This is a genomic window from Streptomyces sp. NPDC094147 (assembly GCF_044764265.1).
Lineage (GTDB): Bacteria > Actinomycetota > Actinomycetes > Streptomycetales > Streptomycetaceae > Streptomyces.
In genome coordinates, this window is record NZ_JBIWHT010000036.1 from 1 (window position 1) to 19,928 (window position 19,928).

Genomic DNA, 19,928 nt, shown 5'->3' on the forward strand with positions numbered 1-19,928 from the left:
CGGTCAGACCCCCACCCTGCGCATACCGCATATCAACGGCATACCGCAGGGATCACCCACCGTCACCCCCGACACCAACCCGAAAACCTCAGTAGGTCTTCCGGTGGGCCTGTTCCGGAGGCATGTTGGGCATGTGGACGCACATGAAGTGATGCGTGTTCGGGCGAAGTTGGCGCTGTTCGTGGCGGATGTGTTTGCCTCGGTGCCGCGCAAGGATCAGCGGGCCAAGGGCGACTGCTATCTGCGGGGCCTGATGCTGGACGGACGCCGCAAGTCCATCCAGGCGATGGCCGCGCGGCTTCCGGACGGCAACGAGCAGAACCTGCAGCAGTTCGTGAACCAGTCCACCTGGGACCCGATGCCGGTGCGGCGCCGGATCGCCGAGCGGATGACGGCGGTAATCAGCCCCGATGCCTGGGTGGTTGACGACGTGTCCTTTCCCAAGGACGGCCGGAGGTCGGTCGGCGTCGCACCTCAGTACTGCGGCGCGTTGGGGAAACGGGCCAACTGCCAGGTCGCCGTAAGCGTGCACGCCGTCACTGCCTCGGCCTCGTCCCCGTTGCAGTGGCGGCTGTTCCTGCCCAAGGAATGGGCCGACGACGCCGAGCGTCGCACGGCGTGCAGGGTGCCGTCCGGCGTCGGGCACCGCGAGAAGTGGCGGCTCGCCCTGGACATCCTCGACGAACTCGCCGGCTGGGGGCTGCCACCGCGTGTCATGCTCGCCGACGCGGCCTACGGGACCAACGCGGCCTTCCGCGGCGAACTCACCGAGCTTGGCCTGGGCTATGTGCTGTCCGTCCGCTCCGGCGTCACCGCCCACCTCTTCGACGCGGTGCCCGAAGCCCCCGACCGCAAAGGCACCAACGGGTGCTGGCCCCAGCCCCGCTACCGACAGGCGCCCTTAGCCGTGTCCGTCCACGCCGCCAGCCTGGGATATCACGGCTTCACCGACATCACCTGGCGCGAAGGCACCCGTGGCCAGATGCGCTCGCGTTTTGCGGCCCTGCGTGTTCGCCCGGCAAGCAATTCCGTCGTCCGCCCGCTCAGGTCCCGGGCCTCGGCAGAGCAGGGCTGGTGGGACGGCGTCCTGCCCGACCTGTGGCTGCTGGCCGAATGGCCCGCCGATGCCAAAGAGCCCACCGAGTACTGGTTCTCCAACCTGCCCGCCGACACCAAGCTGGAGGACCTGGTCGGCTGGGCGAAGCTGCGCTGGCGGGTCGAGCACGACTACCGGGAACTCAAACACGGCCTGGGCCTAGACCACTTCGAGGGACGCTCCTGGCCCGGCTGGCACCACCACGTCACCCTCGCCACCGCCGCCCAGGCCTTCCTCACTGAACAGCGGCTCTCCCCAAAAGCCCCCACGCCGGTCTCACCCTCTACCACCTCCTCGACCTCCTCCAGGACGTACTGAGGTGCTGGACCGGCATCTGCACCACCTGCCACCGCCCGCTACCTAGCCTACGGAAACCAACAAGATCGCCTCAGACCTAACGGAGTCCTATTAGCAATCGAGCGTTCCGGTCACCCGCCGCATCGCGCCCCGGACTTTCCTACTGGCCTTCCAGGTCATTCACGCCACCCGCCGCAAGAGGGCTGCTCAGTTCAGTGGGCCAGGAAAGGCTCGGATAGCACGTCGGCCGATGTCGCTGTGGCGAAGCTGCTCGTTCTCGACTTCCAGGACCTGGACGACACGGGCGAGCTGCTGCACCTGTGCCTTGAGCTGGTCGCGTTCGCCCTGCACCCGGGTCAGGGCGGTACGCAGGGCTTCGTTGTCGCGGTGAAGGCGCTCGGTGCAGGCCGGGCGCCCGGCCCGGGTCAGGGCGTAGAAGAGCTCTTTGAGGCCGGTGTGTTTGTGGGTGAGCTTGTTACGGCGAAGTCCCGCCTCGATGGCGAGGGACTTGATGGTCAGCTTGCCGTCCGAGCGCAGCGGTGCACCTGCCAGCAGCCGGATCATGGCGTCGGTGATGGCCCGGATCTCGGCTTTGTCCTCGGCGGAACCGGTCATGTCGGCGAGTACGGAGCCGATGGCGGTGGCGAGTTCGGCTGGGCTCTGTGTGGGGTCGGGGCTGCTGGTGGTCATGGGGTGCTCATCGGTGTCGTCGCGGGGCGGATGCGGGTTGCGTCGTGCTGGCTGATGATCCCGAGGAGAGTGGTCTGACGCTGCTGTAGGCGTCGGCGGATCGGGAACGGGGTGGTGTCGTCGTTGATCTCGGCGTCGAGGAGTTCGGCTTCCCTGCGGGCCAGGTTCATGTGCTGGTCGGTCCGTGCGATGTTGGGGCAGGTGGTGCGGCAGCGGTCGTGACTGGGGGTGCGGGCTTCAGCTGACGGGGTCCGGTCTGGGTGGCACTGGGCCTTGAACGGGTCGTAGTTGCAGGTGAGGAACGTGTGCGGGTGGTCGAAGACCTGCAGGCGGGGGTTCTTCAGCAGGTCCCGGTGCTGTCGGGCGGACAGGAGCGTGCCCTCGTAGCCGGTCTGGAACTCGGTGACGGCCGTGAGGAACCGGACGGCAGCCGGGCCGCTGACACCGTGGCCTGCCTGGAGATCTTCCGCAGCGTCCGCGAGGGCCTCTGCGGTGCTCAGCGCCCTTTCGAGGTCGAGGAGTTGGAGCAGGTCGCTCGTGGAGCGACCGCCGTAGTTCTCGGCCATGGTGGCGTGCAGGTGTCCGTATTGGATGCCGAGCGCGATGCGGCCGGCAGGCCGGCGGTTGATGAACCAAGCGATCGTCCGCCGGAAGCGGGTCAGAACGATGCGTCCGTCTGGATCGTCCGGAACCACCTCATGGGCACGGCTGTGGCCAATAGCGAGCTGGTTGATCCACCGGGTGAAATGCGCGATCCGGTCGCGGGCCCCGCGCTGGGTGAGGGCCTGCCCTTCGCCCTGTTTCGGCTCCTTGGTCAGATGGCGGGGGAACAGCCAGACGCCGTCGGTCAGTTCCTCGAGCACCGCCACGGCCTGGTGGACGGGCTGGATGACGGTCCAGGGATGGTCCCGTACCTCACCGCCGGGCAGCGCGTTGCCTTCCACGTCGGTGACGCCTTTGAAGTGCAGGCCGCTGAGTGCGAACCGGACGGTGCCGTCGGCCTGGCGGACGATGATGCGGCAGCCGCGCCGCAGGTGCAGAACTACTTTCGGCCGCATGCCGGACAGGTAAGCGATCACGATCAGGGCGGCGGCCATGAGGTTCCGAGCCAGGTCCTCGGCCTCTTCGTAATCGACGGCTCCGCGCCAGGGCGTACTGTCCAGCCTCTGCCGGACGGGCACCGGCAAGGGTGCTCCCGGGCCGAGGCGGACACCGTCGAGGACCTCGGGGTTGTCGCGGAAGAGATCCTGTACCTGCGAGGCGCTCACCGCCAGGGACGCGGCGATCATCTTGTTGTGCGGCCAGGGTGTGCTGGCTTTGGCCTCGCCCCAGCGGCGCAGCACCTGCTTGCGCCGGGCCTCGGCCCGGCGGCCGACGTACGTGGGCAGTGGCTGCCCGCTGGCGCGCAGGGCGTCGAGATAGCCGCGGATGATGTCCCGGCCCGCGGGCACCGGGTCCGGCGCCAGCCGTCTGCTGCAGTCCTTGAAGGCCCGCCAGGCGGCGAGGATGTCCGGGGCGAAGTCCGTGACCGTCCTGATGGCCCACACGAGCAGCGGCGACATCACCGCAGGGTGGACAGGGACGGTGGAGTTCTCGCCGCCGGCACGCGGGTCGTCGTCCGGGCCGAGGAAGTCATACACCGAGGCCCCCGGGTCTTCCCCAAGGAGGCTGCACCAGGCGGTCGCCGGGCATCAGGAACGGACCGTAAGCCCACAACCTGGTCAGGTCGAACGCCTCGGTCCTCTTGGCGGGATGACAGACATCCCTGGTCCGCAGGACGTCGGCGTACTGCGCGAGCATCTCCGGGGTGACCTCGTTCAGCGCGGCGACCTCGCGGACGGCGAGCCAGCGGGCGAATGCCTTCCAGGCTTTGAAGATGTTCTTCAGCGTGGCCGGTGCCAGCCGACTGCGCGCTCTGGCCCTGATGTTCAGCGTGATCGCCTCAGGCGCCGGAATGTTGATCAGCGCCCAGGCTGCCCGCTTCACACCGTCGCGCAGCGGCTGGTCGATCACACCCCAGTGGACGGACAGGCCGAAGCCGGACTCGCCGTGGTCCATGCCCGCCAAATCCCACCGGTCCTCGCCGAAACGGGGCAGGTCCTCGGCGGCGAGCCCGGCACGAGCCCGCTCCAGGGAAAAGACCGGCGTGCCGAGCGAAGGACAGGACAGCGGAACCGAACTCGTCGCCGCAAGAGCCGTGTTCACGAATCGAGCCTCCGATCCAGCATGCGGTCGACCGCCGCCCGGTCCGCGGCGGTGATCTCAGTGTGCAGACGACGCAGGGAGGCCGCCGTGGTGTGCATGCGGACGAAATCCTCGACGCGTGCATGGTGCACCGCCCAGTCCGTGGTCCACACGGCGCCGCTGACCGCGGAGCGCAGGGATTCCAGGGCCTGATGCAGGTAGGCGATCCGGGGCAAGTGCCGGTCGGTGGCGACCGCGTTCGGACAGGCGAAGCACATCAGGAAGGACACCGCGCAGGGCCCGGAGGCGGAGAACGGGCTGTGCTCGAAGTCGGCGCACGCCGCCGTGGCGGTGTCCAGCCGGCCCGCCGCCAGGTGCGCGGCGTCCGGCGCACTCAGGCCCAGTTCGCTCCGCCACACCCCGGGGTCGGTGCCGGTGGCCTTGCGCATCCGGGTGCGCCGCTCAGCGTCCTTGACCGCCGCTTCAAGTCCCTGGGCGACCACCCCCGTCGAGGCGGCGCGGACCTGCTCGTCCTCCATGAGGTACACACCCTCGTGAACAGCGGGCGTGTTCTGGCGCGGTCCACCGGACAGGGCCAGAACCGTGCGGCGCAACGTCCGGCAGCGCACCGGCGGCCTGTCCGGGGCACTGCCGTCCAGACCTTGGCGGGCAGCCCACAGCTCGATCAGGTGCTGCACGTTGCGACCCGTGCTGAACCACTCCGCGCTGTCCTGCGCGGTCTTCGAACGACGGGCCAGCAGCAGCCGGCGCGAGGGCGTGCCCAGGTGCGCGAGCGTCTCCCGCGCCCACCGGGTCGAGGCCACCACCTGCCGCAAGACCCCTCCCGCGCTGCCCGGCCCGACATCGATCAGGTTGTTGGTGCTGTGACGCAGACGCGTCCCCCGGCGCGGCTTGTCGATCTCAACACGGTGGATGGCCGGGACGTCGCCCCCGCCGTCCGCGTTCGGCCAGAAGTCGGGAACCTCCATGTCCTCCAGCACCGACACGTTCCAGCCCTCCTGGCAGATCAGCAGCACGGCCGAGGCTGCCATCTCCAACGGGCTCGGAAAGACCTGCGCCAGACCGGACGCATGCCCGCCGGTCAGGCTCCTCACCCCGGTCAGTAACCGCCGCCGTCCGGTGGTCGCATCCGGCCGGTACGGGACCTCACCGGTGCGGACGATCTGGTCCAGCAAGGCTCCCAGCTCCCTGCCGTACCCAGCCGACTCACCGGTCCGCCACCGCGTCACCACCGTCGTGCTGTGTTCAATGCGGGCGTGCATCTGCCGCACGGTGCGCGCCGCCCGAGCCCGAATCGTGTGGAACTCCTCCAGCGAGTACGACTGTTGTGCGGACGAACGCCGTGCACGGTGCCGCGTCTGCACCACCTCGCGTGTCCCGGCCGGGACGGACTCGATGAGCAGGACCAGGCGCCGCAATCTGGCCGAGGCCGGCGAGCGGAGCATCCAGCTCTTCCAAAACGCCGGGGTAACCCGCGCGCCCGAGGCGACCGGCGGGTCCGCCTCGGCCGCGCAGCGCAGGAACTCCCGCACGGTCTTGGCGTAGCTGGTGCAGGTGGCGCGGGTCGTCCACCCGCCACTGCCCGACGTCAGCCGGGCGAACGCCGCCGCCACCTCGCGCTTGAGCACCTCGGGCCCGGCGCAGCCACGGAAGTCGAAGGTGCCGTTGTCCTGCCCCGACGGGCCGACTGCCTGCACCACCAGGCCGTCAGCTGCGAGGGTCGAGGGACGCGCGTAACCGGTCGGCGGCATGGCCGCACGCCGCCCCGGCCCGCTCACGCCCACTCCAAGGTCGGCACGTCCAGCACCAGGCCGGTGCGCTGCGCGAGCCGTGCCAGGACCTCGTTGTTCTCCGGCGTCTCGTCTCTGAGCAGGGTCTCCAGCTGCAGTCCGCGCAACGGCTCCAGGTAGATCTCCCGGGTGGTCTCCTCCGAGCGGTGCCCCAGCAGGTCCTTCACGATGGCCCACACATTGCCGTACAGCTCCTCGTAGTCGCGCCGCTGTACGGGACTGAGCCCCAGCCTCCGGTCCAACGCGAAGTGCAGCGACACCAAGACCCGCAGCGCCATGCTGTGGCGGAGCATGTGCGGGGTAGCGAACACCCTCAACTCAAGGGCCTCGCAGCGGGCATTGGCCCGGTCGAACACCGCGTTCCACGACGTGTGCTGCAGGGGCATTCCCGTCTCCGTCAACCACACCGCCAACGGCTCCAGCCCCTCCGGACCCCGGCGAAACAGCGTCCGCCGCACCCGCCTGTCCAAGTCGCCCAGCCTGGCCCGGCCCCTCCCGCCCCCGCGCTCGGTCCATACGATGTCGCCGCGCCGACCAACGTGCTCCACCACCCGCAGATCCACAATCCGCTCGTACCAGCCCTGCTCCTGCGCCCGTGCGACCGCTGCCGCCCTGGCCGTCAGCCGGTAGGACTCCACCGCCTTCAACGCCCCATGGGACACGTAGGAGTAGCGTTCGGCCCGTTTGGCGACCGCCCTCGCCACCCGCCCCGGGTAGTAGCGTCGGCCGACCTCCAGGTCCGGCAGCTCGACCGTCAGCAGACTGCCCGCCTCGCGCCGCCGTACCCCGCTGGAGAACACTATGTCCGCGAACGCGGCGTCCCGTCCCTCGTTGCGGCCCCGCCAGCCGGCATCAACGCGCCCGTCCGGCCACCGCCCCCGAAGGCCCACCTCCCGCCACAGCCGATACGCCCGCGGAGTCAGCCACTTCACATTCGAGGACCGCACATCCGCCGGCGCCAGCTCCGGCACCTCCACCACGGCGCCGTCGCGCGTCCGTACCGACCGGAGCACCACCGGGCTCGCCTTCACAAACCCCCGGGCCAGCGCCCAGTCGTACAAGCCCCGCAGCGCGGCCAACTCCCGCTGCCACTTCGCGCCGCCGATCCGCGCCGGGTTCCCCTCTCCGCGCAGCCTCCAGTGCTCCCAGTTATCCAGATGCTCCGCCCGCGCCTGGTCCCAGTGGCATCCCGCTCGCCACAAGAAGGTGAAGAACAGCCGGTAGTCGCGCACGTACGCGTCCTGTGTCCCGAACGAGCGTGTTGAGAACCACGACCGCCGGAAGAACCCCACCAGCCGCGGGTCCACCCGCCCGCACGGATCCACCAAGATGGGCTGCCGGTCCCGGAGCCCGAGTTCTCGCTCCCGCTCGGGCAAGTGCGTCCAGGCGCCGAGGCCGAACCCGTCCGAGGGTGCCGGCGTGCCGCCACGACCGACCCAGAACAAACGCCACTCGTCCAACACGCAGACTCCAACGAGACAACACGACCTGCTGCAACACGAGGAACGTAAACAGAACGACCATGTCCCCGGCTATCCGCTGCCCGCCCCGCTGCCGGCTCCCGATCTGCGCTGGGCCTGGACGATCGAGCCGATCAAGCGCGGCCCCCGCATCGTGGGAACTGTCGTGCACTCCTACGACTGCGTGGACAGCCCCGAGCGCGCTGAAGAACTCAACCTCGACCAAGCTCTGACAGTCCTGCGCCGTGCCGGTGCCCGGGCCTGCCTGAAGTGCGAAGCGGCCGTGGCCCTGGGGCCCCTTGTCTGACCAGCAATGCGGCCATCGCACGACGGCAGGACGCGGTGGGGAAGGGCCTGCGGGCGCCACGCTCCCCACCTGTGCTGTGACGCCGAAGCTTGAGCGCGTGCCATCGATCTTTGGTGGGCATCGGTCCGTGCCAGTGGCGTTGGGTTCGCGTGTGGGGCTGCGTGACTTCGGTGTTCGACCCCGCGGTGTGTAGTCACGTCGGTACGATCTGTCACGGATCGTTCATTGTAGGAGCGGGTCAGCTCCGGTGATGGATGTGTTCGCGAACACGGTTCAACCAGACCTGGGAAAGGTAGGGCTCGCACGATGCTCACCACTGACTTTGTGACTGGCGCACCCAACTGGCTCGATCTCGGCAGCCCGGACTGCGCGGCGTCCGCCGCCTTCTACGGCCCGCTGTTCGGCTGGGACTTCGAGTCGGCGGGGCCGGAGGCCGGGGGTTACGGCTTCTTCCAGAAGGACGGCAAGACCGTCGCGGCCCTCGGACCCCTTACCGAGGAGGGCGCGTCACCGGCCTGGACCGTGTATTTCCGCACTCCCGACGCGGACGCCACCGCCAAGGCCGTCGAGCAGGGCGGCGGCACGGTGCGCGTCGCGCCGTTCGACGTGATGGACGCGGGGCGGATGGCCTGCCTCACTGACCCCTCTGGTGCCGAGTTCTCCGTGTGGCAGCCCGCCGCGGTCCAGGGGCTGGAGGCCGCCTCGGAGAGCAACACCCTGTGCTGGGCGGAGCTGCACTCCGCCGACCCGACGGCCGCCTTCTCCTTCTACCGCTCGCTGTTCGGGTGGCGGAGCCAGGAGACGGAGGCCGGGGGGATGGCATACACCGTGCTCTCCACGGCGGAGGGCGACCAGCAGGACGCGTCCTTCGGTGGCCTCGTGGCCGCAGATGAGGACAGCGAGACGCGCTGGATCCCGTATTTCTCGGCCGACGACACTGACGCGATCGTCACCAGGGTGCAGGAGAACGGCGGCTCGGTCCTGATGCCCGCGGCGGACGTGCCGGACGTCGGCCGGATCGCCTGGCTCGCCGACCCCTTCGGCGCGCCTTTCGCCATCATCAAGCCCAACCCTCCGGCGGCCTGATCCCGCCGATCGGATAGGGGCAGAATCCTCGCGCACGTCCTCCCTCCCTCCCCCCCACGTGGTGCCTGGCGCCAACACGGCGCCGGGCACCACGGCACACGCCACGCAAACTTCAATGGGTGCGGATCCTCCTCTGCAGGGACGTTCCTGATCAAGTTGTGAGTTCGTAGTTGTGCTGGTCGGGGGTGGGGTAGAGGCGCTGGTACTCGCGGGCGAAGTGCAATGCCCAGGCGGACGCAGGCGTCGGTGCTTTCGCGCCGGGTTCCGTGCAGTCCTTTCTGACCAGCCTGGGTGGTGATCTCGGCGGCGGCGCGGGCGGCCTGGCCGTGGAGGATTGTGGTGAGGCGCCCGGTGCCCCAGGCTTTGGTTTCAGGTGTGCCGAGCTTATAGAAGCAGTGCGCCACGACCCAGACGAACTCCACGTGGACGAAGTCGAGCAGGACGAGTCGAGTGCTCCTGTGCGCGGCGCTGCCCGCATGTGGAGGTTCCCTGGCGGGCAGAACTACCCGAGGGCGGCCTTGGGGTCCGCGGTCGACCGTGCTCTCTGTCCGCACAAGGCCACCGCGGAGGACCGTCTTGCCTCAAGGAACCCCTCTCTACATTCCCTTCCCCGTTGCGGTCAGCCCCGACCGGGACGCTGCTGAACAGCGCAACGTCCGGTGGGCCCGCCAACACGGCCTGCTGAGCACCGAATCGGCCGAACGCCGCTACCGGACATGGAGACTCCACGAACTCGCAGCACGGACCAATCCCCACGCGCAGGGCGAGGACTTGAGCCTCGTTCTTGACGTGCTCAGCTTCATGTTCCTCTTTGACGATCAGTTCGACGGCCCACTGGGCAGACAGCCCCACCGGGCGCAGGAACTGTGCCGAAGGCTGACGGTCCTGACCGATCCGACCCCGTCCGTGGGCGAGCGCAGCGGTGCTCCTGTCCTGGACGCCTGGATGGAGCTGTGGCACCGGTGCGTCCTCGGCATGTCTTCCACCTGGCGGGAACGCACCGCGAACCACTTCCGGGCGTACTTCGAGGCTCATGTTCATGAGACGGCCAACAGGGCTCACGGCGAACGCCTGACCTTGCAGGGCTACCTTCCCCTTCGCCGCGACACGGTCGCCATGCGGCCACTGCAGGACCTGATCGAGAGAGTCGGGCACTTCGAGGTCCCTGCCCACCTCCATGGCAGCCCGCAGGTCCGGGAGTTGCGGGAGATCACGACGATGGTAATCGCGCTCAACAACGACATCTCGTCTCTGGAGAAGGAAGCAGCCCGCGGCGACAGCCACAACCTTGTTCTGGTCCTGCAATCGGAGCAGGGCCTGTCCCAGACGGAGGCGATCGGCGTCATCAGTACCATGACCCGCGAATATGTTGAGCACTTCCTGGAACTGCAAAGCCAGGTGCCTCTTCTCGTCCGCACCCTCAATCTCGACAGCAAGGCCAGGGACGCACTCCCCCGTCTCGTAGACGGTATGCGGGACTGGATGCGGGGCTGCTCGACTGGGAGGCCCTCACTGCCCGCTACTCACCGCACAGTCTGCTGCCTGCTACAGGACCGGGCTACCTCGAAGATCTCATCACCTCACGCGATGACGCGGCCAGTTGAACGGGCCGATCCGGTCGCGCATGTGATGCAATTCCCCAAGGTTGCTGGTTGCAGACCCTCCACTGGGCCGACGAGGTCCGCGACCCCAGCCAGGAGCTGCCCGAGCAACCCTCCGGGCGCGGGGGAAAGGCAAGGAACTGGATAGGGTGCGCGCGCTGCTCACCGCTCAGCCGGTCGCGGCGGCTCTTCTTGTGGGTGACCCGCACCCCGGGCCGTAGGTCGTGGTCGTGGCCGTCGGTGGTGATCTGTTCGGCGTGCTGCCGGGGGACGACGCTCGGACGTCGATGGGCTCGGAGGGTTCTCGCGACCGCCGTGACAGCGACTGCGATCGAGTCGGGTCGCTGTTCCCTCCGGGCCCGCCCTCATGCTGCCCGGGGTCTCCCGAGCCACGCGGGCTGGTAGGGGAGTTCACCCCGCCGGGTGAGGCTTGATGCCGCGCGGGCCGGGCGGCGGTTTCCGTCCGGCTGGTCCTTGGACGTGCAAGGGTCCCGGGGCGTCGGCCTGCCCCGGGACCCTGTCACTTTCACCTGATCGTCTGGTCAACGACGGAGGCCAAACGAACGCCCGTCATCCTGGCCGCCATGCCCAGTTATGTCCAGTACATTCCGAGTTCGGCGAGTTGGGCGAGCTGCTCACCGCTCAGCTTGTCGCGGCGGCTCTTCTGGTTGGTGACCCACACCCCGAGCCGTACGTCGTCGTGGTCGTGGCGACGAAGCCCGCAGACGGCGAAGAAGGGCGATACGTTCGTAGCGGATCCGGGCGTGAAGCATCGTGAATCCCCACGCCCGGCCACCGGCTACGCCCACTCGATGCCCAGCTCTCGCAGCGCCTCCAGCTGCCCCTGAGCGAGCTTGTCGCGCCTCGTCTTGGTGTTTGAGATCCACACGCCCAGCTTCACGGCCATCGGCTCCGCCTCGCCGCTGACCGCGATCGTCTCGCTGTGTCCGCGCGGAACCGGCCGGTCCGCGCCTTCCCGTTCCACCCACTGCGCGAGGGCCACCAGGCCCCGCTGGAACGCCTGCTGCGCCTTGCTCGGGCCCTTCCCGCACGCCTCGCCGTCGAGGCGGAAGACGGTGCCTCGGCGGGCTGCACGCCCAGCCGGGACAGCCGCTCCTGTTGCTCGGTCGACGACTGCGCCCAGGTGCCCAGCTGCTTCTGCTGCTCCAGCCACTTGCCGATGTCGTCACCGTCCATGAGGACGCCGGGTGCGATGTCGGGCAGGTGGCCGTCGGCGTCGACCAGGTCGGCGAGGACGCGGTAGTGGCGCTGTCAGCGCAGGGGCCAGGGGCAGTTCCAGTCCGGGTCGATCGCGGTGAGCTGCGCCGCGCGCTCCGCGGCTGGAGCGTGTCTCTTTGATGGGTTGGTCAGTTGATCGGATGTATCTGTCCGGTTAGTGATCACTGATGCGATGTGGGACCGGATCGAGCCGTTGATGCCGGCTGATCCGGTCCGTGGGCGGCGATGGGCCGACCACCGCCGCACTCTGGAGGCCATCGCGTGGAAGTACCGCACCTGCTCGCCTTGGCGCGACCTGCCGAACGAACTCGGCTCGTTCCAGACCGCTCACAAACGGCTGATCAGGTGGGCCGTGGATGGCACCTGGGAACGCATCCTCGCTGCGGTCCTGGCAGCGGCCGACGCCAAGGCGCCTACCCGATCGAGGACAAGGCCCACGCCCGCAACGCCCTCGCACGGGTCGCCCAGCACGACACACCCAAGGAGAAACCGCAGGTCAAAGCAGCCGTGGCGAAGAAGTACCCCGGGATCGGGAAAAATCGCGGCAAGGACTGAAGGGAACAGCCCCCGCCGTATCCCTCCCCTGACTATGCTGACCCGGCCCCCGGAGCCATCGGCCCGGGGGTACGTCACGCGACCACGCCGGCGCATCAGCAGGGGGAGACATGACCGAACGCGTACGCATGACAGGCACCAGAAGCAGGACACTGCGGGCGGCAGCCGTCTGCCTGCTCGCCCTCGCACCCCTCATCACCGGCGCGGCGACCGCCTCCGCAGCCGACGCCAGCCCCGACGGCCGCATCAACCACAGCTGCGGCCCCACCATCAACGCCTTCGCCACCAGCGGCGCCAAGCCCGTGGAAACCTCCCGCAAGATATCCGACGGCGCACAGGTGAACCTCAGCCACGGATACAACTCCACCTACGGGGAGGTCATGTGGGCCCACCTGTTCAACGGCACCAACACCGACCTCGGCACCGACTGGGTATGGATGGACTGGTCCGACACGAAGAACGCGTGGCACCAGTGCGGGCCCGCCGTGCTCGACGGCTCCCAGGGGCTGCGCGACCGGTGGACGTGGGCCGTGAACGAAGTCCCCGGCCGCTACTTCCGCGCCTGCGCCATGTGGACCGGCAACAACCTCGTCCAGTGCACCGGCTGGCACCAGCATTAGCCCGACGCCAGGGCCCACGTCGATCCGGCGGGGGCTTTGGCATGCGCGGAACCGGGGGAGGTCAGTCGCGGATGTTGAAGGGCGACGGCTCGGCCCCCTCGACGAACCGCAGACGGCCGTCCTCCGTCACCACCAGCGGACGCCTCCCCTCGCGGCCCTGCCAGATCTCGTAGTGCGAATCCTTGTCGACGAACCGCACCGGCTTGTCCCGGGAACCCTTACTGCGCAGCCAGCCGTCCGTGGAGTCGTAGGTGATGTCTCTTTGGTGGGCCTACGGACGCCACTCGTGGCGGTAGTCCGGGTCTTCGGCGTACGACTGCGCGAGCACTTTGAGCGCGTACGCGAGACCTGCGTGGCGTGCATCCGCCGGGTCCATTGTGCGATTTCTCGGTTTGGTGTCAGTGGTGTGAGTGTCAGCGGGCTGGTCATTGCGTGGGGTGTGTCATGCCTGTTCAGGGTGGTTTGGGGATGGTGTTTTCACTGTCGTGAGGTGAGAGTTTTCGGCTGGGTTCGCTGTCAAGGGGTGTTATCTCATGGTGGGTGATGCTGTCTCAGTTTCGGGAGTTGTTATGCGGTGAGGTGATGGGGCCGGTGTGATCGGGGGATGGACCAGGACGTGGGGAACGGCTGCCCGGAGGTACCCGCGGGTTTGCCGGCTGCTTCCCTGTCATCGTTGCGTGGGCTCGCGGTGCGGCGGTTGCTTGCCCTGTGTGGGGAGCAGGCGCTTACGACCCGGCATGTACAGCTGGCGGCGGAGTCTCTTCAGGTCACCGAGCGCACGGTGTGGCGGTGGCTGGCGGCCGCTGAGTGTGGTGAGGCCGCGGCTGCGGAGCCCGGTTCCAGAGTCCCGAAGCGTGATCGGTTCTCGGTCACCCCGGAGGTGCGTCGGCTGCTGGCGTTGTGGAAGGGGAATGTGGCGGCGGTTCACCGTGAGTTGACCGCACGTGCGGCTAGGCAGTCGCCGCCCGCGGATCCGCCGCCGTCTGTGCCGACCTTGCATCGTGCGATTCTGCGGGATCTTACGCCGGGGGAGCGGGCGGGGCTTGTGGGTGGTGAGGGGGCGGCCCGCAAGCATGATGTGTTTCTGGCGCGGCCGCGAGGGTGGCGGAACCAGGTGTGGGAGGCCGACCATGTGCAGGCCGCGGTCCGGGTCGATGCCGACGGCACGGCCCGTAGGCCGTGGTCACCTGGTTCACCGACTGCGCTTCGAACGCGATCATGGGTGTCGCGGTCACGCCGGTGTATCCGTCGCGGGAGTCGGTGTTGGCCGCGTTGCGGTCGGCGGTGCTGCGCGAGGACCCTTACGGCCCTCTGGGGGGACTGCCGGAGAAGGTCCGGGTGGACCGGGGTAGGGACTTCCTGTCCAAGACGGTGACCGCCGCGTTCGACGCGCTGGCCGTCACCGTGGACGACCTGCCCGCCTACACCCCGCACCTGAAGGGCACCGTGGAGGGGTTGAACCGGTCGGTTGAGTCGATGTTCCTGGCTGCTCTGCCCGGCTACACCCGTCAGCCGCGCCCCGGGAAGCGGCGCTCCCGGCCCAAGGGCGAACGGCTGCTCAGCTTCGAGGACTTCACCGCCCGTCTCCTGGACTGGATCTCTTGGTGGAATACCGCCCACCGGCCGGCCCCGCTGAAGGGCCGGACTCCTCGTGAGGCGTGGGAGGCGGATCCGACGCCGTTGCGGGAGGTGAGTGCACAGGAGTTGTGGACGTTCACCCTGGAGGACGCGGGCCGGTACGTGCTGGGCACGAAGGGGGTCCGTTTCAGGAAGCGGGACTACGTGGGTGAGTGGATGACCGGTCACGGGGGGCTGTGCGTCATGGTGCGCTTCATGCCGCACCATGACCACCGCATCGAGGTGTTCGACGCCGGCACCGGCCGCTATCTCGGACCGGCCGATCTAGCCGATCAGGCCAGCGAGCAGCAGATCAGCGCCGCACGCCAGGCGCGGGCCGCTCGCAGCCGGCGGCTGAAGAAGGATCTGCAAGCGGCGCAGCGCGAGCGTTACGCCGCGGCCACCGGGTCCGGGGCGGCCCAGCGGCTGGGGGCGCTCACGGCTGCGGCGGCTTCCGGTGAACTCGCCGATGCCGAGCACCATGACTTGTCGAAGCTGGCGCTGCCTGATCTGATCCCGCCCGCTGCGCCTCCTTCCCACTGGCGTACCCCGCCCTCCCTCGCTGCCTCCTCCACTGCGGCGCAGAAGCCCGGACCAGGGCCGCTCAACCAAGCCGTGGGCGACGAACAGGGTCCGGCGGCAGAGCCCGACGGAGACGTCTTGTGAACGCTGACACTTATCAGTACGTCGATCTTCCCGATGCCGTGATCGTGACGACCCGCGCCCTGTTGACCGCGCGGGAGAACATTGCCGACACGGTCGCGGTCCGCGCCATGATGTGCATCCACGGCGGCGCGGGATTCGGTAAGACCCTCGCTGTCAACGACTGCCTGCGAGAACTCGAATCTGCCCAGGGCGAGGAGGTGTGCCGGGTCGTTTTCCGGGCCCGCCCCACCGCGCGTGCCGTGCGCTATGAGCTGTTCACTGCCCTCGGCCTTCCCGGCGAGGCACCTCGCCATCCCAGTGAGTTCGACCGGCTCCTGAAGACGGTCCTAGCCCAGCGCCCCCGCACGTTCCTGGTGGACGAGGCGCAATGGCTCAACGGAGAGGCGTTCGAGTACTTCCGCTACCTGTGGGACGAGCCCGCCACCCAGATCGCGATCGTCTTCGTCGGCGGCGCCGGCGCCCACACCGTGCTGCGCCGCGAGCCGATGCTCTCCTCCCGCATCTTCATCTGGCAGCAGTTCACCCGCCTCACCCCCGAAGAGGTCCTGGAGGTTGTCCCGTTGTTCCACCCCGTCTGGGAGGATGCGGACCCCGCCGACATCACCTTCACCGACGAACAGGCCGCACACGGCAACTTCCGCGCCTGGGCCCAGCTCACCGCCCACACCCGTACCGCTCTGGAACGTACCGGCCGGCCGCGCCCGGACCGCGATCTGCTGCGGTGGACCTTCAGCCGCCTGGCATGACCCCACCCACCGCCCAGCCGAGCCTGGCGCTCGTCCTCGACTGCGAGGACGACGCCGCCTTCACCCACACCGCCCTGGCCGCGCACGCCCCGCAGGCCGGCCGCATCACACTCCACCCCGGCCCCGGCACGACCGGCGATACCGACCTGGCCCACGACCTGCTGCTCGCTCTGGGCAAACCGGCCCACATCCCGGGCCGCTTTCCGCACGGCCGGCCGCCGCTGTGGGAGGCCGCCGCGGCGTGGACGACCGCTCTGGCCGTCACCCGCCTGACCGTTCTGCGCGCCCACCTCCTCAACGAGCGCCGCCTGCACCGCATCCTGGACCTGTGGCGGCAGACCGGCATCCATATCACCCTGGTCGTCCACCGCCCCCGCCTGACCGCCGCCCTCGACCGCGCCCTGGCCGCCACCGGGCACACCACCGTCCGCACGCTCACCGAAGCCCACGCCCTCTACCGAGGCGGCGACACCCCCGGCGACACGCCACCTCGGAGGCTCCCGCGGCGTCGGCCGCCTGGCGGTGGATCACCCTCGAATCCCTGGACCGCCTGGTCTCCTACGACAGCCCCCGGCCCTGCACCGCTGCCTGCGCCCCGCAGCCGATCGTCTATCAGCAGCGCCCAGCTCCCCTGCCGCCGACGCCCGCCGAGTCCGCCCTGCTGGCCGACCGTCTGCACGCCGCGGCAGCTCACCCGGCCCGCGCCGCGGCCCTCGCGGCAGCCATAGCCGTCGGCGCCTCGTTCCAGCAGCTCACCACCGCCCATGCGGATGGCTTCCACTCCGCCGACGGCACCCTCACCCTGCACGACCGCGTTCGATACGCCGACGGCTGCGCGATCTACCCCGTACCGGCCTGGGCCACCGTCTTCCTCCACGCCGCCGCCCGGTTCGCCCAACTGACTGACGCGCCCCACCTGTTGGCCGCTCCCGCCGACCGCCCCGCCCTCGTACGCCTGGCCGAAACCATCAAGATCCGCCCACCCCAGCCCTCTCCCGGCCAGCCAGGCACGCGGAGCGGCCCGGTGGTCTGGGACTGGCGAGAGAAACAGGAGGCGCTGCGCTACGAACACCCCCTGTCCGCCAGGGAGCCCGAACTCGACGAAGTCGACCTCGCCGAACTCCACCCTGAGCGTGCCCGCCCGCTGGCCCATCTGACGGAAGTAGACGTGCCCCAACGCCCGGGCCAGGATCACCTGGTGCTGTCCGTCGGAGGCACCGGCCTCCCACGCCGAGAACAGCTCCCGGGCCACCTCCCCAGGCAACGGCACCGTCAGCCGCCGCCGACGGGCATCGTCAGTGCTTCCAACGCCGGCCGTAAAACCGAACCGAGCCCGGGTGTGCACCACCACCCCCCGTGCCTCAGCAGTCGCCCGGCGACGGGCACGCACCACCGGCTGCCACCTGCCCCGCCCCCGCGCCTCGATCAGCGCCGCGTGGCGGCCGGACGGTTTGGCCCGGGCCGACACCTTGCGTGCGGTCCACCGTTGAACCGTCCGCCGGGACACCCCCAACTCCTGCGCCACCACCTGCTTGGAGCCTTTCGCCCACCGCAGCAGCGCACGCAGCTGCGCATCGCTGGTGTCCGGCACCGGCTGGGTGAACAGCAGCTGCTCCAGCCCCGACCTGATCACTGTGACCCTCCGCCTCCCGACATGCCGTCGCATCGGGTCTCTCACACGTCGTGGCGCTGGACAGCCAGAATGCCGGTTCTCCGCCATCAAGTGCCCAGGTGAGGTAGGGGCGCTGTGAATGCATGGGAACGTCCGAGCTACTCGGGTTCGCTACCGTCTGCCAGGGCGTCCGAAGAGGTTTGTTCAGGCAGTGGTCTTGGTAGCGACCCGAGCCAAGGGAACCGACTCTAATTCTCGCTGTCGGCTGGGGGTGGTTCCTCGGCGGGGAAGAGGATCGGGCTGATCAGGTAGCGGGCGCGTCCGGGTGAGGGCTCATTGGCGATGTGGCGCATCAGGGCGTGGCGCATCTCGTCGATCAGTGCGGTGAGTTCGTCCCGGCTGAGCCACATCGCGTGCTGGCGGTAGCCCACCAGATCGGTGGCGGGGGCGGCGCCGGGCCGGTCGAGGTAGGTGTTGAACTCGGCCAGCAGGGTCGCCATCGCCACGGCGAACACCCGCCGATGGTCCTCAGCCGGGACCGAAGCTGCGGTGTCGGCGTCGATTACCGCCCGCTCACGCCGTAGCCGGTAGCGGCGTTCGACGGCGCCGCGCACCCGCTGCTCGCCCTCGATCTCCAGCAGGCCGCCGTCGGCCAGCAGGCTCACATGCCGGTACACGGTGGCCTTCGACACGTCGGGCAGCAGCGCGCACAACTGCGAGGTGGTCAGCGTCCGGCCGCCGGACATGGCGTGCACGATGCGCAGTCGTACGGGGTGCAGGAGCAGGTCGACCGGGTCCATGGGCATACGATCTCACGAGTGATACTGTTCTCAAAGCTGAGAATAATCTTCAGGGGTACAGGCCCGTCGCACCGGCATCGCAGAGGAGCACCCATGACCCGCACACCACTTCCCCTCGGAGTCCTGCATGACATCGGCGGCGGTCGGCGCCTGATGCTGCACCGCTCCGGCACGAGCGGCCCGACCGCGGTATTCCTGGCGGGTGTGGGGCTGATGAGCCTGGACTACCTGAACATCCACAACCGCGTCGCCGAGCTGACCACGAGCGTCCTCTACGACCGTGGGGGCAACGGCTGGAGCTACCCCGCCGAACTGCCCCGCACCGCAGCCGAAGTCACCGACGAACTGCACGAACTGCTCCACACCACCGGCGTTCCCGGCCCCCACCTGCTGATAGGCCACTCGCTGGGCGGGGCCTACGCGCGCCACTACGCCAGGCGTTTCCCCGACGAGGTGGCCGGCCTGCTCCTGCTCGACCCCTTCCACGAGGACATGGCGACCCGCGCCCCCCGACAGGTACGGGAAAAGCTCGACGAGATGCTGGACCAGATGGGCAGCCAAGAGTCGGCCGAGCCCACGCCGGAACAGCTGGAGCAGTCCCGCGCCCAGATGATCCAGCACTTCGCCGCCTGGCCGGAGCCGGTGCGCGAGCCCTTGGTCGCGCGTCACCTCGCCACCTGGAGGATCGCCTCGCGCGAGAACCAGAACCTCTACGACAAGGTCGCCAGCGAGTTCCGGCAGGCCCCGCCCACCCCCGACCTGCCACTGATCGTGCTCACGGCCATGGGACACGACGCCACCCAGGCCCACCTGTGGCCCGCGGAATTGCTCCGCGAAATCAACGAGGGCAAGCGCGCCCTGCACGCTGAGCTGGCAGCCGAGTCCTCGCGCGGCGAGCAGAGGATCCTCGACGACGCGGGGCACGGGTGGCTGCACGAGGAACGGGCAGACGCGGTGATCCAGGCCGTCAACGACCTCATCGCAAGGGCGCGTCGATGACAGCACCACCTGCCTGCCTGCTGCACCCTAACCGTCCTGTGCCCAGTCCATTCCGAGTTCGGCGAGCTGGGCATCGTTGAGTTTGTCGTGGCGGTTCTTCTGGTTGGAGAGCCACACGCCGAGGCGTACGTCGTGCTCCTGGCCGTCCAGGGTGATCCGCTCACGGTGCTGACGGGGAACGACGGTCCGCTGCTCACGCTCGACGTACTGCGCAAGAGCTGCCAGGCCCCGGGTGAAGGCCTCCCCGCCCCGAGCCGACCCGGGCTTCGAGGCGGCGGCCAGGGCCGTACAGCCGCCTCAACCCCTAACTCCCCGAGCCGCGCACGCTGTTCGTCGTTCAGCCGGTGCCAGTCGCGCCGTTGGGTGGCGAGCCACCGGCCGATGTCGTCGCCCCGCCACGTCACCCCGGGCACGATCTCCGCGAGCCGTGCGCCCGCGGCCAGGAGCGCTTTGAGCCCGACGTGGTGGCGCTGACAGTTGCTGGCGCTGCTCGCACCCACCGTTTCTCTGGGGAGGGCATCCGTTTGCCGGTGAGGATGTCG

Annotated in this window: 19 protein-coding genes and 4 pseudogenes; 10 read left to right on the forward strand and 13 right to left on the reverse strand. The window is 69.1% G+C overall.

The genetic code is table 11. The annotated features are described in order from the left end of the window. The first annotated feature begins 133 nt into the window (after positions 1-133). The gene (locus ACIQ8J_RS31530) at positions 134-1,414 is read left to right on the forward strand and encodes an IS701 family transposase (RefSeq protein ID WP_403276268.1); all 1,281 of its coding nucleotides are present in this window, start codon (positions 134-136) and stop codon (positions 1,412-1,414) included. 186 nt (positions 1,415-1,600) lie between these two features. Here ACIQ8J_RS31530 and ACIQ8J_RS31535 read toward each other — a convergent pair whose 3' ends face one another. The 5 genes from ACIQ8J_RS31535 to ACIQ8J_RS31555 are packed head-to-tail and all read right to left on the reverse strand — an operon-like array spanning position 1,601 to position 7,541. Further along, complete coding sequence (locus ACIQ8J_RS31535; protein ID WP_403276266.1) at positions 1,601-2,083, reverse strand: hypothetical protein; 483 nt, start codon at positions 2,081-2,083, stop codon at positions 1,601-1,603. Next, entirely contained in the window at positions 2,080-3,723 is a 1,644-nt protein-coding gene (locus ACIQ8J_RS31540) for a hypothetical protein (protein WP_403276265.1), read from the reverse strand. Before ACIQ8J_RS31540 ends, ACIQ8J_RS31535 begins: the two co-directional genes overlap by 4 nt. Further along, entirely contained in the window at positions 3,716-4,288 is a 573-nt protein-coding gene (locus ACIQ8J_RS31545) for a hypothetical protein (RefSeq protein WP_403276264.1), read from the reverse strand. Before ACIQ8J_RS31545 ends, ACIQ8J_RS31540 begins: the two co-directional genes overlap by 8 nt. Then, positions 4,285-6,066 carry a hypothetical protein gene (locus ACIQ8J_RS31550; protein ID WP_403276263.1) on the reverse strand — a complete coding sequence of 594 codons (1,782 nt, stop codon included), beginning with the start codon at positions 6,064-6,066 and terminating at the stop codon, positions 4,285-4,287. Before ACIQ8J_RS31550 ends, ACIQ8J_RS31545 begins: the two co-directional genes overlap by 4 nt. Then, positions 6,063-7,541: a site-specific integrase gene (locus ACIQ8J_RS31555; RefSeq protein WP_403608025.1), complete on the reverse strand. Its 1,479-nt coding sequence runs from the start codon at positions 7,539-7,541 to the stop codon at positions 6,063-6,065. The genes ACIQ8J_RS31550 and ACIQ8J_RS31555 overlap by 4 nt, the downstream gene beginning before the upstream one ends. Between ACIQ8J_RS31555 and ACIQ8J_RS31560 the strand changes: the two genes are divergently transcribed. From ACIQ8J_RS31560 to ACIQ8J_RS31570, 3 genes are all read left to right on the forward strand, one after another. Next, positions 7,498-7,845, forward strand: a complete 348-nt coding sequence (locus tag ACIQ8J_RS31560) for a DUF6233 domain-containing protein (protein WP_403276262.1) — start codon at positions 7,498-7,500, stop codon at positions 7,843-7,845. The two genes, ACIQ8J_RS31555 and ACIQ8J_RS31560, sit on opposite strands and share 44 nt — an antisense overlap. 306 nt (positions 7,846-8,151) lie before the next feature. Continuing rightward, positions 8,152-8,931: a VOC family protein gene (locus ACIQ8J_RS31565; protein ID WP_403276261.1), complete on the forward strand. Its 780-nt coding sequence runs from the start codon at positions 8,152-8,154 to the stop codon at positions 8,929-8,931. A 576-nt stretch (positions 8,932-9,507) separates the two neighbouring features. Then, positions 9,508-10,680 carry a hypothetical protein gene (locus ACIQ8J_RS31570; RefSeq protein WP_403276260.1) on the forward strand — a complete coding sequence of 391 codons (1,173 nt, stop codon included), beginning with the start codon at positions 9,508-9,510 and terminating at the stop codon, positions 10,678-10,680. A 444-nt stretch (positions 10,681-11,124) separates the two neighbouring features. Here the strand turns inward: ACIQ8J_RS31570 and ACIQ8J_RS31575 are convergent, their stop codons facing one another. Genes ACIQ8J_RS31575 through ACIQ8J_RS31585 form a run of 3 tightly spaced genes read right to left on the reverse strand, consistent with a single transcriptional unit; the run spans position 11,125 to position 11,777 of the window. Further along, positions 11,125-11,328: a helicase associated domain-containing protein gene (locus tag ACIQ8J_RS31575; RefSeq protein ID WP_403276259.1), complete on the reverse strand. Its 204-nt coding sequence runs from the start codon at positions 11,326-11,328 to the stop codon at positions 11,125-11,127. A 3-nt stretch (positions 11,329-11,331) separates the two neighbouring features. After that, positions 11,332-11,517 (reverse strand): hypothetical protein, encoded by a 186-nt coding sequence (locus tag ACIQ8J_RS31580; RefSeq protein ID WP_403276276.1) that lies wholly within the window; start codon positions 11,515-11,517, stop codon positions 11,332-11,334. Then, the gene (locus ACIQ8J_RS31585; protein ID WP_403608035.1) at positions 11,430-11,777 is read right to left on the reverse strand and encodes a helicase associated domain-containing protein; all 348 of its coding nucleotides are present in this window, start codon (positions 11,775-11,777) and stop codon (positions 11,430-11,432) included. Before ACIQ8J_RS31585 ends, ACIQ8J_RS31580 begins: the two co-directional genes overlap by 88 nt. 166 nt (positions 11,778-11,943) lie before the next feature. On the opposite strand from ACIQ8J_RS31585, the pseudogene ACIQ8J_RS31590 reads away from it, so the two are divergent. Together ACIQ8J_RS31590 and ACIQ8J_RS31595 are read left to right on the forward strand one after the other, a co-directional pair. After that, positions 11,944-12,177: pseudogene (locus ACIQ8J_RS31590) on the forward strand (transposase); the annotation flags it as partial. A 277-nt stretch (positions 12,178-12,454) separates the two neighbouring features. Further along, complete coding sequence (locus ACIQ8J_RS31595) at positions 12,455-12,946, forward strand: hypothetical protein (protein WP_403276258.1); 492 nt, start codon at positions 12,455-12,457, stop codon at positions 12,944-12,946. A gap of 61 nt (positions 12,947-13,007) precedes the next feature. Here the strand turns inward: ACIQ8J_RS31595 and ACIQ8J_RS31600 are convergent, their stop codons facing one another. Further along, a complete protein-coding gene (locus ACIQ8J_RS31600; protein WP_403276257.1) occupies positions 13,008-13,145 on the reverse strand; it encodes a hypothetical protein in 138 nt (45 codons plus the stop codon). Positions 13,146-13,217: 72 nt separating this feature from the next. Further along, positions 13,218-13,325 (reverse strand): annotated as a pseudogene (locus ACIQ8J_RS31605) (hypothetical protein); the annotation flags it as partial. Positions 13,326-13,634: 309 nt separating this feature from the next. On the opposite strand from ACIQ8J_RS31605, the pseudogene ACIQ8J_RS31610 reads away from it, so the two are divergent. From ACIQ8J_RS31610 to ACIQ8J_RS31620, 3 genes and pseudogenes are all read left to right on the forward strand, one after another. Next, positions 13,635-15,229: pseudogene (locus tag ACIQ8J_RS31610) on the forward strand (Mu transposase C-terminal domain-containing protein). Next, the gene (locus tag ACIQ8J_RS31615; protein WP_403276256.1) at positions 15,226-15,975 is read left to right on the forward strand and encodes an AAA family ATPase; all 750 of its coding nucleotides are present in this window, start codon (positions 15,226-15,228) and stop codon (positions 15,973-15,975) included. The pseudogene ACIQ8J_RS31610 and the gene ACIQ8J_RS31615 overlap by 4 nt, the downstream one beginning before the upstream one ends. Next, positions 15,972-16,703: a hypothetical protein gene (locus ACIQ8J_RS31620; RefSeq protein ID WP_403276279.1), complete on the forward strand. Its 732-nt coding sequence runs from the start codon at positions 15,972-15,974 to the stop codon at positions 16,701-16,703. Before ACIQ8J_RS31615 ends, ACIQ8J_RS31620 begins: the two co-directional genes overlap by 4 nt. A 422-nt stretch (positions 16,704-17,125) precedes the next feature. Here the strand turns inward: ACIQ8J_RS31620 and tpg are convergent. After that, a pseudogene (gene tpg, locus ACIQ8J_RS31625) lies at positions 17,126-17,695 on the reverse strand (telomere-protecting terminal protein Tpg); the annotation flags it as partial. Positions 17,696-17,835: 140 nt separating this feature from the next. Then, complete coding sequence (locus ACIQ8J_RS31630; protein WP_403276255.1) at positions 17,836-18,387, reverse strand: helix-turn-helix domain-containing protein; 552 nt, start codon at positions 18,385-18,387, stop codon at positions 17,836-17,838. Between the two features lie 93 nt (positions 18,388-18,480). On the opposite strand from ACIQ8J_RS31630, the gene ACIQ8J_RS31635 reads away from it, so the two are divergent. Next, positions 18,481-19,386 carry an alpha/beta fold hydrolase gene (locus tag ACIQ8J_RS31635; RefSeq protein WP_403276254.1) on the forward strand — a complete coding sequence of 302 codons (906 nt, stop codon included), beginning with the start codon at positions 18,481-18,483 and terminating at the stop codon, positions 19,384-19,386. A gap of 27 nt (positions 19,387-19,413) precedes the next feature. On the opposite strand, the gene ACIQ8J_RS31640 is transcribed toward ACIQ8J_RS31635, so the two are convergent. Continuing rightward, positions 19,414-19,668 (reverse strand): helicase associated domain-containing protein, encoded by a 255-nt coding sequence (locus ACIQ8J_RS31640; protein ID WP_403276273.1) that lies wholly within the window; start codon positions 19,666-19,668, stop codon positions 19,414-19,416. Positions 19,669-19,928: the final 260 nt, after the last annotated feature.

Bases quoted from the DNA above. Each gene is read 5' to 3' on its own strand.
- ACIQ8J_RS31630 (WP_403276255.1), bottom strand. From the start codon at position 18,387: ATGGACCCGGTCGACCTGCTCCTGCACCCCGTACGACTGCGCATCGTG.
- ACIQ8J_RS31565 (WP_403276261.1), top strand. From the start codon at position 8,152: ATGCTCACCACTGACTTTGTGACTGGCGCACCCAACTGGCTCGATCTC.
- ACIQ8J_RS31535 (WP_403276266.1), bottom strand. From the start codon at position 2,083: ATGACCACCAGCAGCCCCGACCCCACACAGAGCCCAGCCGAACTCGCC.
- ACIQ8J_RS31635 (WP_403276254.1), top strand. From the start codon at position 18,481: ATGACCCGCACACCACTTCCCCTCGGAGTCCTGCATGACATCGGCGGC.
- ACIQ8J_RS31620 (WP_403276279.1), top strand. From the start codon at position 15,972: ATGACCCCACCCACCGCCCAGCCGAGCCTGGCGCTCGTCCTCGACTGC.
- ACIQ8J_RS31595 (WP_403276258.1), top strand. From the start codon at position 12,455: ATGACAGGCACCAGAAGCAGGACACTGCGGGCGGCAGCCGTCTGCCTG.